General features: G+C 53.4%; 11 protein-coding genes. 5 read left to right on the plus strand and 6 right to left on the minus strand.

Features of this window, described 5'->3' with window-relative positions; translation table 11 throughout:
• The coding region (locus tag ACOVRA_RS14360) for a type IV secretory system conjugative DNA transfer family protein (protein WP_421720894.1) at positions 1-1471 on the minus strand (1471 nt) is incomplete at its 3' end.
• Between the two features lie 542 nt (positions 1472-2013).
• On the opposite strand from ACOVRA_RS14360, the gene ACOVRA_RS14365 reads away from it, so the two are divergent.
• Positions 2014-2358 carry a DUF2958 domain-containing protein gene (locus tag ACOVRA_RS14365; protein ID WP_421720895.1) on the plus strand — a complete coding sequence of 115 codons (345 nt, stop codon included), beginning with the start codon at positions 2014-2016 and terminating at the stop codon, positions 2356-2358.
• 310 nt (positions 2359-2668) lie between these two features.
• Here the strand turns inward: ACOVRA_RS14365 and ACOVRA_RS14370 are convergent, their stop codons facing one another.
• The 3 genes from ACOVRA_RS14370 to ACOVRA_RS14380 form a co-directional block, all read right to left on the minus strand.
• Entirely contained in the window at positions 2669-3427 is a 759-nt protein-coding gene (locus ACOVRA_RS14370; RefSeq protein WP_421720896.1) for a hypothetical protein, read from the minus strand.
• Entirely contained in the window at positions 3424-4452 is a 1029-nt protein-coding gene (locus ACOVRA_RS14375) for a hypothetical protein (RefSeq protein WP_421720897.1), read from the minus strand. Before ACOVRA_RS14375 ends, ACOVRA_RS14370 begins: the two co-directional genes overlap by 4 nt.
• Positions 4453-4682: 230 nt before the next feature.
• Complete coding sequence (locus tag ACOVRA_RS14380) at positions 4683-5117, minus strand: hypothetical protein (RefSeq protein WP_421720898.1); 435 nt, start codon at positions 5115-5117, stop codon at positions 4683-4685.
• Between the two features lie 193 nt (positions 5118-5310).
• Here ACOVRA_RS14380 and ACOVRA_RS14385 point away from each other — a divergent pair, with 193 nt between their 5' ends.
• The 3 genes from ACOVRA_RS14385 (at position 5311) to ACOVRA_RS14395 (ending at position 11233) form a co-directional block, all read left to right on the plus strand.
• Complete coding sequence (locus ACOVRA_RS14385) at positions 5311-7527, plus strand: TonB-dependent hemoglobin/transferrin/lactoferrin family receptor (protein ID WP_421720899.1); 2217 nt, start codon at positions 5311-5313, stop codon at positions 7525-7527.
• A gap of 20 nt (positions 7528-7547) precedes the next feature.
• Positions 7548-8567: a DUF6607 family protein gene (locus ACOVRA_RS14390; RefSeq protein ID WP_421720900.1), complete on the plus strand. Its 1020-nt coding sequence runs from the start codon at positions 7548-7550 to the stop codon at positions 8565-8567.
• Between the two features lie 461 nt (positions 8568-9028).
• Positions 9029-11233: a ParB/RepB/Spo0J family partition protein gene (locus ACOVRA_RS14395; RefSeq protein WP_421720901.1), complete on the plus strand. Its 2205-nt coding sequence runs from the start codon at positions 9029-9031 to the stop codon at positions 11231-11233.
• A 137-nt stretch (positions 11234-11370) separates the two neighbouring features.
• Here ACOVRA_RS14395 and ACOVRA_RS14400 read toward each other — a convergent pair whose 3' ends face one another.
• The gene (locus ACOVRA_RS14400; protein ID WP_421720902.1) at positions 11371-13788 is read right to left on the minus strand and encodes a hypothetical protein; all 2418 of its coding nucleotides are present in this window, start codon (positions 13786-13788) and stop codon (positions 11371-11373) included.
• Between the two features lie 97 nt (positions 13789-13885).
• Here ACOVRA_RS14400 and ACOVRA_RS14405 point away from each other — a divergent pair, with 97 nt between their 5' ends.
• Positions 13886-14875, plus strand: a complete 990-nt coding sequence (locus ACOVRA_RS14405; RefSeq protein WP_421720903.1) for an ArdC family protein — start codon at positions 13886-13888, stop codon at positions 14873-14875.
• 378 nt (positions 14876-15253) lie between these two features.
• Here the strand turns inward: ACOVRA_RS14405 and ACOVRA_RS14410 are convergent, their stop codons facing one another.
• Positions 15254-15598 (minus strand): YnfA family protein, encoded by a 345-nt coding sequence (locus ACOVRA_RS14410; RefSeq protein ID WP_421720904.1) that lies wholly within the window; start codon positions 15596-15598, stop codon positions 15254-15256.
• Positions 15599-15661: the final 63 nt, after the last annotated feature.

Raw genomic sequence — 15661 nt, forward strand, 5'->3', positions numbered from 1 at the left:
TTAGCGGGTCAAGTGCAGCAAAGGCCACATAGATGTGCGTGTTATCCAGAAAGCCATTCAACTGCCCATAAATCCGGGCGATGTCGTTCAAGCTTTGGGCTACAAACAGGCATTTGATGCCATAGCCCGCCGACAGGCGCACCACATCTTCAAAGAAGCTGACCTTGCCCAGCAGTGGAAACTCATCAAGCGCGAGCAGGAGCGCGTTTTCCTTTGGCCGCCCGTCGCTGTCAGTCTCGAGATGCGTGGTAAACGCGCTCGATGCCAGATGGAAGAACATCCGTACCAGTGGCTGAAGTGCTTTCAAATCCGATGGCGCGATCTGCACAAAAAGGCTAACCGGTGCCCGCGCGCACATCAGATCACTCAGTCGAAAGTCGCTGGCTGATAAAGCCCGCTCAACCTCTGTGCCCGCAATCCACGACAGATAAGATCGCACGGTCATCTGGACGCTTTTGCGGCCACGCTCATGGGCTGAAAGATAGGCGCTCGCCACATCGGCAATATAGGGGTCCGTGATTGCAGTGCCTGTGTGGTCGCGCCGGTGCAGCGTCGTCGCCATAGCTTTGGCGGTTGCATCAAGGTCCGCGCTCAGGCGTTTGACGCCGACCAGCGACTTGTTCTCAGGAACCTCAGTATAAAGCGTGTGTAGGATCAGGGCGCACAGCATTTCTGCACCCTGTTTGTCCCAGAAATCTTGATGGCCTGACGCCCCACCGGGTTCAGCCAGGATCGCCACAAGCTTTTGTACATCTGAGATAGCTCGATCTCCGGTACCGATCTCGGCCAGCGGATTGAACCGTGCGGTGGCCGGATGCAGCGGATTGAAGAAGAGCGTCGGACCCAATTGGCTGCGGAACCCGGCGGTCGTCGCCCAGAGTTCGCCCTTGGGATCAAAGACAATCGTCGACCAGTTCCAAGTCAGCAGGGTCGGCACGACAATGCCGCGCCCTTTGCCCGAGCGTGTGCCTCCCGTCACCAAAGCAGGGCGCATATCGGGGCTGGTTAGAAGTTTGGGGGCAAGCAAGAAATCGCGTAGGCCGGGTCGATTGATCCGGCCAAGGACGACGCCTTCCAAGCCCGTTAGCCCTGCCTTGACTAGCGCTTTGGGATCACCCCATCCGCGTGCGCGATGGCCGTAATTGACCTTCACGCCGCTGGCATCGTTGGTCTGCCCGAGCGCACCGTTGCCCTGGTCGAACAAACGTACCAGCATAGCACCTAGCGCTACACCTAACAGTATGAGTGCTGCCCCTGCCCGCATGACTGGGCCATGGCTTGGGCTGGCGGACCATTGTTTTGCCCAGAGCAAGATGTCCCAGAATGGATACAATTTGACACCACTGCCAATCTCTAGGCCCCAGCCAAGAGCGCGGTGATAATCGTAATGCGCGGCGACAAACTGGGTCCCAGCTGACAGGCCAATCACGGCCCCAACCCCAAGACATGCAATCCGCGTGCGAATTCCCATACCCCTGTCCCCCAATACCGACGCGCACACAAAGTGAACGTCGCAAGGATGACGCGGCAGGACCGCTTAAGGCGGACTCACCGCAGTAAGTGATCCCAAGCATAGATCGTGCCAATCAAAATATTGGTCTGCAGCCTGAGATAGGCAGCACAAGATTAGTATATTTAATGTTATAAATCAATAACTTATGATTGCATCGCTTGCTTGGGCGCTAACCACGCTATTTTTGACTGAGGCACTAAATGGAGCAAATTGGCACAGAATTTATGCTTGAATCTTGAGAGAGAACCTATTCTTTGTCGATCTGACAACGGGCAATTAACCAACTTATGCACGCGCTTATACTAGCGGTTGCGTTTGTCGGAGACCGGGACGACGTATCGCTTTGCCCCGCCCATTGCGGACGACGGGTTTGAGGGTGCCAGACGCGGTTTGCCGTCAAGCCCTCGCTTCGCTCGTGGCGTTGACGGCGGCACTTCTGCGTCTGGCGGCAGCTTGCAGGTTCGCCCGCATGGTGCGTGGCGTTCTTCAAGGAGGCTGTCATGCCAAGTACACTTTTTCCCGCTCATCTTCGTGCAAAACTCTTGGCCAATGGCGCAAGGTCTGGTGCGGGCGAGGACATTGATCCAGTCCCAGTCGTGAAGCTGTTTACACCAGACGCCAATGCAACTTGGCTTCTTACCGAGATCGATCCTGACAATGAGGATGTGGCCTTTGGGCTATGCGATTTGGGCTTAGGTTGCCCTGAGTTGGGTAGTGTGTCGCTATCTGAGATTTTGTCAGTACGCGGGCGGTTGGGTTTGCCTGTTGAGCGGGATCAGCATTTTGTTGAAAAAAGACCTATCAGCGCGATTGCCAAACTCGCGCGTCAAAAAGGCAGAATTTAGAGACTCGCAGAAATGCGCTGCCAGAAAGCCCGCAATCATAGGGCACCCATCAACCGCCACCGATGCGCTGCATGGTTGGACACAAGCTCTCTGCGCAAAGCGCACGGTGGCAGTCGATTGGTAAGTCTGTCACGACGGACTTTCTGACACGCGCACGTTGTCTCGCGAAGCTATGGGACTTGGCGCGGCGGGGACGCTCGGTCCCGAAGGCCAAGCGGCCTTCTCCTACGGGCGTCCTTCATCCGCCGCCCCAACCGCTCTCGCCGACACCGAAGATGGGTCGGCGGGGCTTGGAGGTGAAGTGAGGTTACTATGCACGGATGGAATAGAGTTCCTCAAGCAAAGTTGCCGCGTCTTGGAGGTTCATTGCCAAACCAAAATCACTTGGGTTGATACCCGCTTGGCGGCTTATCCGATCACAGAAGTCAGCGATGTCGTTTCTGATTTGCTCTGGCAGGATCAATCTGCGCCCCGGAACAAGCACTGCCATCAGGCGAAACACGTCGCGGAGGTGTTTGACAATAGTACGACTGTCGATGTCTTCACCTGCATCGCGACGATCAGACAATTCCATCCAAGCCTTCGCTTTGAATGGGATCAGGGCATACTCATCCAGAACAGAGACCCCATCGATCCGACGGATCATGCCGCGCAACAGGCCGAAATAATCTTCATCAAGCAGGATGGCTGAAAGGCTGTATTGCCCATCTTCTATGGGTACAGGGATGATTGTTTGATTGGGGACTAAGTCCAAAGTCGCTGGCGGACGCGCAAAAATCTCCAACATGTAGGGAAAGTCGGCGTTGGCTGGCTTTGCGAAACGATAATAGGTCGGCTTTCCGTCCGCGCGCTGCCTGATCTCATAGCCGCCATCTTGAATAAACGCCCATAAGGCTTGCGCAAATCCTGCATCGACCACCTGAGCACACAGGACAATATCAAGGTCCTTTGTGGCACGGAAAGCCAAGCCAAGATCCTCGAATATCAAGTGACAGGCGGCCCCACCAATCAGGGCATAGGAATCCCCAAATGCCGCAAACCGCGCCTGAAACAGGTCTAATCCTCTCATGCCCAAAGCCCTTCGGTCAAAGACTGTGCAGCCAGTGAGACGCGTTCATCTGGATCATCCTTGAATTGGGCATAGATCGACAGAAGGAAGCTGTGGTCCTCTTGCTCGATCCTTGCAGGCGAATAGTGCCAAACATCCAGTTGGGCGTGAGCTTCATAATCCGTTGCGACGCTCTCGACGGCGCCATCAGACTTGAAAACTGCCCAATGCAGGCCATCGATCGCAAAGGTCTGAAGCCCTGCATCCATCAGATCACTATGGGCTGCCAAAGCCGATAGACCGCCGAGATTGAGCCTTGGGGGCGGGCAAAGCCAGCGCACGAGATGGGATGAACGGACAGGTGAGACAAGAAACGCTTGAGCATTCTCCCATATCTCTTGCTTTTGACCTGCAAGGCGGACGCGCTTCTCGCGGCCCTGGCGTTTGGCCTCCACCAAACCCAAGATCGCCAATTCAGCAATCGCACGACCCATACTCATGGCCGTGTAGCCTAAGCCCTTGGCGAGTTGGCTCGGTGTTGCTTCTTGATGGTCCGCGCCAGTCAATAAAGTGAACAATGTCAATTGCGCAGCAGGTGTCAGTGTATCCAACTGCCGAATAGCCTTCCTCGAAAACCGCTCAGTCAAAACTATGCCAAGTTGGGGCATGAACAATTGCTTTCCAGGCACAATAAAAGGTTGTCCGGCTTCAATATGTGCTGCGCGCTGGAAGCCCGTCATACTGGACTGAACAAGGATGACCGGCTTTCCAAGGAGACGCTCGATTTGGGCGAGGTACTTGCGTAGAGCCGAAGGCGCTGACGACCCCACGCCTTGCTCAACCGCAAAGATGAGCGGTCGATCTGCATAAGAACCTTGAACCAATTCAAACTGCTGCTTCAGATAAAGCGGCAGTTTCTCACCGTCTTCTAGAAGGCGAAGTTGCAAATCCGTTTTGAGAACAGATTGAACATAGTCATGGAGGGAGGCCGCCAATGGCAGGTTTGGGCCCCTCATATGGGCATCGGGATCATTCGATAACGTCATTGTCATTCACTAACATCAAACATGTTATCAATCAATAACGATGTTAGTATTTCGTCCGCGTCACCGCCTGCGCGTGCCTGTGCATGTCCCAGTGCTCTGCCACCTGAAACTTGGACCTTTGGTCAAAGAATTTATTCGCCTCTGCACTGCAACTTTTGACGTCCGAGATCTCTTAAGCAGTCCAACCACAATAGACCAAATTCAGCCGAAATACCAAAATATTCAGGGATTTAATGAACTTTCTGGGGAGCTACAATGGGCAGAATAGATACGATTCTGCAAATGAGCGCATCCAGACAATCTGCAGCGACTATCGGTGCCAATGCACATCGCGCGCCCGCAGCATCCGCATAGATAACATTCCCCAACGCTGCCAGCACTAAAGCTTCATCGTCTGTAACGCACCCATCTTCGTGCACCGACAGGCCAATTGCGCGTGCAGAACTATGGCCTAGGGCCATCATGAAATTATGGAATGGCACCATCAAATGGCCTTGCCCTGTTAGCAAAAACCTTGGTGCGATCAGCCGCAACGGACATGTTCGTGCCATGGCTCCTCTTGCCCAAATGCGCATCGTCACAACCAAGTGTGCCTCGTTTTCGGTTAACGCGGACAAAGGTTTGTCGAGGTAGTCGTAGCACGGAAATTGGCTTTGGCGTGTCATTATAGGCTCCAAAATTTTTCGGCGATTCACCTTTTGGGTGAACGCCTATTTGTGCCCCAATGCCTTTACTGCGTCAATGCACTTGAGAATCATTCGCAACTAAGGCATGTTCATTTTGCGAATGGTTCGCAATAAAGGCTTGGGTGTAATGATTTTGGTGGCTACAAATAAATGTGTAAGGCAGCGAACTGCTATGACAGCGGTCGCCAGTGGTGTGGCATTGCTTGCCAATGCTACTTGGTCTGGCGTTGCGTTGGCAGAAGTCGCCTCAACCGAACAAACCGCGAAGCCGACTGAAACTATAACTGTCACCGCAACCCGCGCGCCTATTCGCGTAATCGATGCACCCGCAACTGTCTCGGTTATCAACACCGCGCAGCTTGATGATACATTGGTGGGCGACATCAAAGATGCTGTACGCTTTGAGCCTGGCGTCTCAGTGCGCAGTCAGCCTTCCCGCTTCTCAGCAGCTTTGTCGTCAATAGGTCGGGATGGTAACTCAGGATTTAATATTCGTGGCCTCGAAGGCAATCGAGTCCTAATCCAGACCGATGGTATTCGTTTACCAGACGCTTTTTCCTTTGGCGCGCAATCTGTCGGACGCGGCGATTATGCCGATCTTGATTTGGTCAAGTCACTAGAAATTTTGCGCGGGCCTGCTTCACCCTTGTATGGCAGCGACGGTCTTGCAGGTGCGGTTAGCTTTACCACTAAAGACCCAGAAGACTTCTTGAAGGCAAACGCAAGCTTTGGAGGCCGCGCGCGAATTGCTTATGGTGATGCTGACAATGGCCAAGCTGTTGGTTTGGCACTTGGTGCCCGTCAGGGCGGGTTCTCTGGCCTTATCGCCTACACCCGCCGCGACACTGATGCACAAGGCAATGCCGGCACAAACTTTAGCGCCAATACAACGCGCACCGCTCCAAACCCGCAGACTAATGATAGCGATGCGGTACTTGCCAAATTGGTTTGGGCACTTACTGACAACAATCGCTTTCGCCTTACTTATGAAAACCAAGAGCGTGATAGCCGCACAGAAGTGCTCAGCGCCCGCGCGCTAGCGCCTTTGGTTTCTACCAGTACCCTCAATCTTGACGCGCGTGACCAGTTATCACGCAACCGGATCAGCCTCGATTGGCGCTACTCAAGTGATGGCCTTATCAAAACAGCCAGCTCTGCCATCTATCGTCAGACGAGCAAAACGCGTCAGTTTACCGCTGAAGACAGGAATATCGCGGCGGATCGTATCCGCGACAACACTTTCAATAATGAGGTTGTCGGTGGCAGCTTCCAACTAACGTCGATCGTTAAAACAGGCAGCGTCCAACACTTATTTTTGCTCGGGGGAGACATTTCTCAAACCCAGCAAAGCGGCACACGCGACGGCACCATACCTCCCTTTGGTGAGACCTTCCCGACGCGCGCCTTCCCTGTCACCGACTATGATGTGGCAGGGCTTTTTCTTCAAGACAGCATCAGTATAGGCGATGGGAGGTTGATGGTGTACCCAGCTGTCCGCATCGATAGCTATCGCTTGACACCCAAAGCCGATCCGCTTTTTCCGGGCACCCCCGCCAAGCAAAGCGACAGCCACGTCTCGCCAAAGCTCGGCGGTATTTTCTGGACGACACCCCAGTTTGGTCTATTTGCCAATTACTCGGCAGGCTTTCGCAGCCCGACACCCAGCCAAGTGAATAATGGCTTCGCCAACGTCATTCAAAACTATCGGTCGCTGGCCAATCCAAACCTCAGGCCTGAGACCAGTAATTCCTTTGAAGGCGGCGTACGATTGCGCGATGTGGATATAAGCGGCGTACGCATTGTCGCCAGTGCCACGGCCTTCCAAGGGCACTACAAGGATTTCATTGAACAGCGCCAAGTCAGTGGCACTTTTACGCCCTTGGACCCGGGAGTTTTTCAATTTCTCAATATCGGACAAGTTAACATCAGTGGTGCGGAAGCGCGCGTTGACTTTGATATTGTAAGCGGCTTTGGCGGCAATGTTAGCGCGTCTTTTGCCCGAGGCGATGGCCAGTCTGAGAATGGCCCCCAAACCCCGCTCTCCAGCATTGATCCGTTTAAGCTCGTCGCAGGCCTCAGTTACCGCGCACCCAATAATCGTTTCGGTGGCCAAGTCATTGTCACACACTCTTCGGGTAAAGACCTAGCTGATGTGAGTGATACATGTTCGCCCGACTGTTTTGTCGGCTCAGGCTTTACGATTGTCGATGTCACCGCCTTTCTCACCTTATGGGAAACTGCAACTTTGCGCGTCGGCATGTTCAATTTGACCGACGAAAAATACGCTTGGTGGAGCGATATTCGCGGGCTTTCTTCAGCTTCCACGACTTTGGACGCCTACACCCAACCCCGACGAAATCTCAGTGCCTCGCTCACGCTTAAATTTTAATCGCCTAAAGGATAATCACCATGAAAATTTCACTCAAACTCCTCCTCGCCGCATGTGTCGTCTTATCTCCCTTGGCTGCGCGCGCTGACGAACCAGTTACCGGTCGCAGCGCCGCTGCGGAAGCAGCCAAGTTTCAAGCTGACCGCGCCAATATCCTCGCAATGGCCGGCACTTTCAGGGTCAAGTTTGATTTTCGTGAGCAAACCGCCTGGCAAGAGGACTACACCCCCATTGAGCCAAAAGTCTCAGGCGGATACGAAGTTGTTCGCGTAATTGAAGACACGGGCCGCAAAATCGTGCTCCAGCACATATTGGTAGGTGAAGTGAATGGTCAGCTGCATCTAACCAAGCATTGGCGCCAAGACTGGACTTATGAGCCAGCCAATTTCTTGGTCTATGAAGGGCCAAACCGGTGGAAACTAGAAAGCACACCCGCTGCTCTGCGCTCGGGACGATGGTCGCAAACCGTATGGCAGACCGATGATAGCCCTCGCTATGGCGCGCTTGGCGAGTGGACGAGTGAAGGCGGCGTGCAGCGCTGGCGCAGCCGCTGGACCTGGCGACCCCTCGCGCGCCGCGATGCCATTCGCAACCCCGTTTATGATCGCTACATGGCTATCAACCGACATAGCCCAACCCCAACCGGCTGGATACACTGGCAGGATAATATGAAGATGGGCATGAAGGAAGGGAAACTCGTCCCTATTGTTCAAGAAAGCACCCTTAATAGCTATACCCGCTTTGATGGTTTCAACGCCGCTGCCGCTGATGCTTACTGGGCCAAGACCAAGGATTATTGGGCTGCGGTTCGCACCGCGTGGGAGGCATCGATTGTTGCAAATAATGGCATCTATGTGCCCGAGGATGCCCAGATGGGTTCTGCAGCGAGTGAGCGGCTGATGACTTATGCTGACGAGATTAACAAAGGCAGGCTGTCCACATCCCAAGCTATCATCCAAGCACGGCTGGTGATTGGTGAGGTCACTGTCGCCCCGGCTACAACTCCAGCTGTAGGACGACAAGGTGCGTCAGCATATTAAAGATTTATTTACCGGGAAGGAGCGGCAGTTGGGCGACTAGCAACTGCACTTGAGGTAATGTGCTTTGCAAGTCCGAAGCGAAAACAAGGATATAATCGTGCTCGACGATGTATGCTTGCTTAGCTGCTGACTCCCAAACCTGCAATTCCTTTCGGCCAATTGTTGCCACTTACCGCCAATCGTAAATTGCAGGGGTTCTTTCCAAAACACAAGAAGGCCATTGCGGAACTAGTCCAAATAACCGCCCTCCATCTATTTAGAGCAAGCCCCCACAACCTCCCCACCCCCGCCCGCGCGCCTAAATCGGTTGCCCCGTCCTCCCTGCGCCCGCAAGGGACGGCTGACGCCTCTGCGCCCTTGCGCGCTCGGTGCGGCGTGGGCGGGTAAGACTGTGCCGCGCAGGCGGCTCTGGTGATGGATGGTCCACGCCAGAAACTCCAATTTGTCTGGAGTTTACACAAATGTCTCATGTTCAATCCATACCCTTATGCAAGCTGGCCCCGTCGCCTTTGAATGCCCGTCGCATTGAGAAGAAAGTCGCCGTTGAGGATCTTGCCGCATCCATAGAAGCCCATGGCCTGTTGCAGGGTCTCACCGTCGTTGAGGTTGGCGATGGTAAGTATCAGGTGTCCGCAGGTGGTCGTCGCTTGGCCGCCTTGAAGCTGCTTGCTAAGCGCAAGGTGATCCCGGTTGACTTTGCCGTGCCCTGTTCGATTGTCCCTGCCGAAATCGCTGAAGAAACCTCACTGGCCGAGAATGTCCAGCGCGTGGCCATGCATCCTCTTGATGAGGTGGAGGCCTTTGGCCGTTTGGCCGCCTCTGGCCTTCTTGAAGACGCGATTGCGGCCCGCTTTGGCACCAGCGTCCGCCATGTGCAGCAACGCTTGGCTTTGTCGGCTTTGTCGCCCTTGTTGAAAACAGCCTTCCGCAAAGGCGAATTGTCTCTTGATGCTGCACGGGCCTTCTGTCTGGTGGGTGAGCATGATCGCCAGGACAGTGTGTTCATCATCATGCCCAAGCCGGTGATGAATGCCTATGCGGTGCGGTCCTACCTCACCCAGGGTGCTGTGCGTGCCAATGATCGACTGGCCAAGTTTGTTGGGATTGATGCCTATGAGGCCGCTGGCGGAATCGTGCGGCGTGATCTGTTTGAAGACGAGCTGGTGTTTCTCGACAGCCCTGACCTGCTCAATCGCTTGGCGACTGAAAAGCTTGAAGAGCTGCAACGCCCGTTAATTGAGTTTGGCTGGGGTTGGGTCAATGTCAATCTGGGTCATGGCCGTATGGATGGCGGGCATATCAACCGCTTAAGGCCAGACTGGCGTGAACCAACAGACGTAGAACGCGATGAACACGCCGAACTGACGAATCGGCTGGAAGCACTGCGCACTGAGAACCCCGATCATGAGGACATACCCAATCTGCAAGCCAGCATCGCCGCCTTGGTCAGTGCCTGTCAGATATGGGACTCAGAGAAATTGCCCTTGGCGGGCTGTGTGATCAGCGTGGATCATGATGGCAAAGCTGTCACCACCATTGGCGTGGTGACACCCGCCGATCAGCGCAAGATCAACCGTATTGATGCACGCCGCGCCCAAGACAAGGCCAAAGCCGAAGCTGATCGCCGTCGCGAAAAAGAGCGGCTGGAGGCAGAGACCGTTGAAGGCACTTCACCAACAGCAGCACCCTGCACAATCCAACCCTCACCCGATGGTGTAACAGTTATCGTCATTGATCCTTCAGCAGGCAGTGTGCGTGTAGCAGGTCAAAGTGATGATGAGGCCACGCCTGTAGAGGACATCAGCCCGGAAGACGAAACTGGCTCAGAAGTGCCTGCCCCAACGGCCAGCACCGATGAACGTCCACCTTGGGAAGATGATGATCCTCTGCCCGCCAGCAGCGTCTCAGGCTTCACCCAAAAGACGCTGAACGAGCTGACTGCCGCCCGCACCCGCGCCATTCGGGCGCATTTGTCCCAAGCACCCGATGTGGCCTTGGCTTTGTCGGTCTATGCATTGGGTTGTCACTTCATGGCGATGACAGGCCCTGTAGGCATGGCCGTTCATGCCTTTGTGTGTTTGTCCAATGCCGATGCCGAACCGCTCGCTTCCAAGCGCGAAGCCTTGCACGGCTTGGATTTGTGCGAAGAAAAGTGGTTTGACTGGTGCATGGGCCAAAGTGCGGAAGTCCTGCTCGAAGCCCAAGCTACACTGATCGCCTCTACCCTCGACCTCAGCCACAGCGGCACCACCCCTATCTGTCGCCGCAAACAGGAAGTGGCCGATAGCCTCGCGACCCGCCTGCAAGTGGATATGACCAGATATTGGAGCACAACCACAGACTTCTTTATGGGGCTGACCAAGGCCCAAATCGCAGATGCGATTATGGAAAGTCCTGCGGTGGTGGACTTGCCGACTGCCAAGGATCGCAAGGCGTTTGAAGTCATGCTGTCAGGCAAGCGCAAGGATGAGTTGGCACTCATGGCGGCGCAAAGCCTTGAAGGAACTGGTTGGTTGCCCGGCGTGATCGTCACCGCTGGCTTGGTGAACGTGAGTGATCCTGATGAATATCCTGCCTTTGAAGTCACCGATGAAGGCTTAGAGGCTTTGGTGACAGCTGAGGCGGTTGCGCCGGATTTGGACGTTGTGGGGATTGCGGCGGAGTAGTGCGCTTTGCCGAGCTTTGATCAAGATGGCTGCGCGCTGGGTGACTGGCGCGTGGCTCCGACATAACCCAACCACCTTACCTCTAGCATTTGACCTGCGATTTGACTTTGGTTCGCTTCGTTTCTTGTGTCCGAAACTCAGCCTGCCCCATTCCCGAAATCCAATCCAAGCTTGTCTCGGTAGATACCTATTCGTTTCCGGGCACGATCAATGACATCACTATATTGAACGATTTCGAAATAAGTCTCACCTAATCGCTGCCGTGTTGTCGGGTCAACTAGACCATCCGACTTGAACCATCCAGCACCAGTCGGGAACGGCGTCCAGCCACTCAGGCGCAGAGTATCAACAGTGTCGCCGATTAAGTATCCATAGAATTTTTTGAGCCTACCCCCAGATTTAGCTGCGAGCAGTTGAGCATATTCGGACAGATCACCGATATGCTGATCAGTCGGCACTCCCGGCGCCTTGAACTCAATAATTATCACTGAGCCTTCTTTGCTGAAGACCGCAATATCGGGTCGCTTTTGGTCGTTCTCTGAAGTGCGCTTTTCCAAAACGCTTTGTAAAACCTCGTCAATATCAGATTCGAATAACGGGTTTTCACCATCGAACTTGAATTTTGAAAGCAGCATGTCAGACGCGATGTACTCATAATACTGATACTCCTCGCTCAACAACCAAATATCGTGATCAGGCGCATCAACACTATCTTTTCGCATCGGGAAGAAAATGCTGTGGATGATTTCTTCATCCTTTCGTCGCTCCCCTTGGACTAGTTCCTGCATTTTGAGTTGCTTGCGGCAGGCAAAATCAAGGATGTCTACAAGCGCGGCGCGTCGAACAATAAGTTGAGACAGATTTGCCATGTCGAAATTCTTAAGCGATGAGGTATACTTCCATGACAACTCTTGAATTTTCTCACGAAAATCAGTGGAATTTGGCTCGGCGTTTACAATTGCTTCTTTTAGGCTGAAGATCTCAGCAGTCTCTTCTAGAACAATTTTTTGATATTTATTCAAAACCCGCTCGGCTACAGACTGAGGCGTGTCGCCATAAATCACTCGCGTGCTTGTTTCATTCAGCATCGCCCCACTTATGCCAAACTGCTGGGTCGCTTTATCTATAACAACTTCCTTCTTCCAGTCGGCTGGGTTCACCATTGAACCTACTAAAGGGTCAATTGCTTGGTGAATGTCGGCATATGACAGCTTTTCAGATGCAAACAATTCGCCGCTGGGGATGGATTCCGGAATGTTGTCAAAATCATCCCGTGCTTCATTCACGTGTGAGTCAAGATACTCAGCTTCAACCAAAACAATGTGATGATACCCGTTAAGGGGGTTGTTTTGTTCCGCACCTGTTCGCAGATAGTGTTTTGTGATGTCCTTTACTGGGGTGGATTTCGCGCAGAATGAAATGGCATTGCGAGGTAACCCGTACTCAATGGCATTCAGCCTGTAGTGCGAAATCACAAATTGCTGTTTGGAACCAAGCTCCACCCCACTGAGTGGATCGCGCTCCGGGATGTCAACTGACAATCGCGAGGTTACTTCTGGCAAATCACCTTTTGACAAAGTAGCCCTTTGAGGTTCAGCTTCCTTCCAATGGTTCGAGCAAAAATTGATCTCAAATTCCCCCAATTCAACTTGAAGGCCAACGAGTCGTTGCAAAAATGCTATGAGCACTTGTTGGCGCAGCACAGAAGCCGCAAAAAGGCTGCTTAGTTCCAACCCATTAAACAGCTTAGTGCGAACAGCTTCCTTGAACTGATCTAGGCACACTACCGTGCCGACTTCAGCGTTTTCCACTTCAGAAATTCGAAAATCGGCGTCATCAATTTGCTTCTGAGGTTCTATAAATCTAACGGACCGCATCTTGAGTGTGTGTTCGGCGGAATAAATACTTTCAATCTTGAGCTCTGAAAAATGATGAAAATACTGGATTCGGCCAGCTCCCTTACAACGCCCGATGCCTGGAATCAACAGATCATCTTTGTATGAAGTATCTTTGGTGAGAAATGCCTTAAGTTGGGCATCTCCAAGTCCGCAACCATTATCGCTGCACGAAATGGTCATTGTTTCGCGCTCGTTCAGCAAATCAGCGCGCGTAAAGTCTATTGTCAGATTGACCTTCAACGGTTCCGCGCTTGGTTCCCCCGCTTTTCGTATTAAATAAGCGTCTATAGCATTTGAAATCAGTTCCTCAAAAACAATGTATCGGTTCGCACTTAGTTTTGTATTTTTCAAACTCCCTCTGATATCGAGCGTCATCTTCTTGTAAATCCAAGTCAAAAAGTGCAACGGTAGCAAGCGACAACCGAGGGTGTGACCCAAGCGCTTTCTTGCGGTGCAGTCAATTGCATCAGTCTGGAATAGACTGTTGATACCTTCAACACGAAGTCTCGCTCTCTCGGTAGAAGCAATTGCTAGTCCGCCGCCGCCATCGCCCCAAAATCCCTGCACCCCTGAAATCCCGCCCGCAACCGTGCTGTCGGGCGCTACGCTTCCGCCCCGGTCTGGACAAGGCGCAACTACCGGGGTGCGGGCAGGCAATCAGGGGTGCGGCTTGTTGATCTCGGTCGATGGGGGCGGCGCGAACTCATGGTGAGTATCGCGTAACGCAAAATCCCATCGGCGGAGGTCTTCCGCCATGTCACTCTCAATCACTGCATCTCGTGATTCCCGCTATTCATCAGCGTCCGATGAAGTTCGTTTGACACCCCATGAGCGTGTCACAGCGCAGATCAGTTCGCTATTGGAGCGCGGTGTTCGTCCCTGGATTAAGCCATGGGATGATATCGCCACGCCTGATGCTTTGGTCTTGCCCCTGCGCTCGTGTGGAACACCGTATCGCGGGATGAATATCATTGCCCTTTGGGCCGCTTCTTTAGAGAGTGGTTTTAGGTCACGCCATTGGTTCACCTTCAAGCAGGCCTTGGCCATGAAAGCCTGCGTCCGCAAAGGTGAGCGCGGGTCCTTTGTCGTCTATTATGCCGAATTGGGCGATAAGTCAGAAGGTGATGGAAAGCCTTCTCGGGCTCCCAAGGCAAAGGGTGCCAATGGCGACGAGACTGGTGAGCCCCGGCGTATTCTGCGCGGCTATACCGTCTTCAATGCCGAGCAAATCGAAGGTCTGCCGGAAACCTTCTATGCGCCCACTGAAACGCCAGTTGCTCCGCGTACGCTGATCCCCAATAGCGAAGATGAGACGCGTTGGGCTTCTCTCTTCGCGCGCATCCCAGTCACCCTTCGCCACGGTGGCAATCGGGCTTTCTATTCCAAGGCTGCAGACTTCATCCAAATGCCCCTTCGCGAGGCCTTTCGCGATGGCAGCCAGTATTGGGCAACCCTTGCCCATGAGACCGCCCATGCCTCGCGTCATGAGACACGCCTCAACCGTGATTTCGGCCAGACCCGCTTTGGCGATGCAGGCTATGCATTAGAGGAGCTCGTTGCAGAGCTTGCCAGTGCCTTTATCGGAGCGCACATTGGGCTGCCCGCTGATCACCTTGAAGATCATGCAGCCTATATTGATGGCTGGCTCAAAGCCCTTGGCGACAACCCATCTTCATTCTTGACCGCAGCAAGCAAGGCACAAGCTGCGGCTGATTGGGTGTTGGCGGTGATGGAGGTGGACTAGAGCATGTGCCTATTCACCAAAAAGCAGACGCTTTAGAGGTCCGATTTCGGCGACAATTGGCCGAAAGCGGAACCGCTGGTTTGCGTAGTCTGCGCCGCCAAAGCGGATGTTTATTCTAAAGGTCAATTCCCGTTACTGTTGGCAAGACAACTAGGGAGTACGCCACTTTTTTGCGTACTCCTGTCACAAAACGGATCAAATATGCCTCCTGTCATTTTCTCTAAGGACCGGGTTGTCCGAAAACCTAAAATTTGCTTGTAAAGCTAGTAAGGGCGAACGTTGTGTATCTCTTCTTTCAAGAAGCATTGATAACCTTAGGGATTCATGAGTCATCCAAGAGTCCCATGTTTGGAAGCGGAAGGCCTATTTGATTTGTCCCTAGGCTGTCCGCGGCGCAAAAAGGATGAGGGCGGCCCCCGCTAAACAAACCAAGCCACCGCTGATATCCCAAGCATCGGGCATAGTGCGCTCGAGAAACCACATTGCCCCTAAGGAAGCCACAATATAAATCCCGCCATAGGCGGCAAATGCCCGACCTGCCAAGGCTGAGGGAATTAGCGTCAAAAGCCAGGCAAAAATCACAAGTAGGCAAATACCGACCAAAAGCCAAGGCTTTGGTGCCCCATTGCGGAGAACCGTCCAGACCGCAAAGCAGCCCCCAATCTCAGCCGCAGCGGCTGCGGCGTACACTAAAACCTGGAATGGAAGGCCAGTAGCAGTCATTGGGTAAAGCCTATGAACGTAGTTATGCTTAAGCATGAAGCGATATCACAACAGTCAGTCCCT

The sequence above is a fragment of the Aquidulcibacter sp. genome, assembly GCF_049239865.1.
Lineage (GTDB): Bacteria > Pseudomonadota > Alphaproteobacteria > Caulobacterales > Aquidulcibacteraceae > Aquidulcibacter.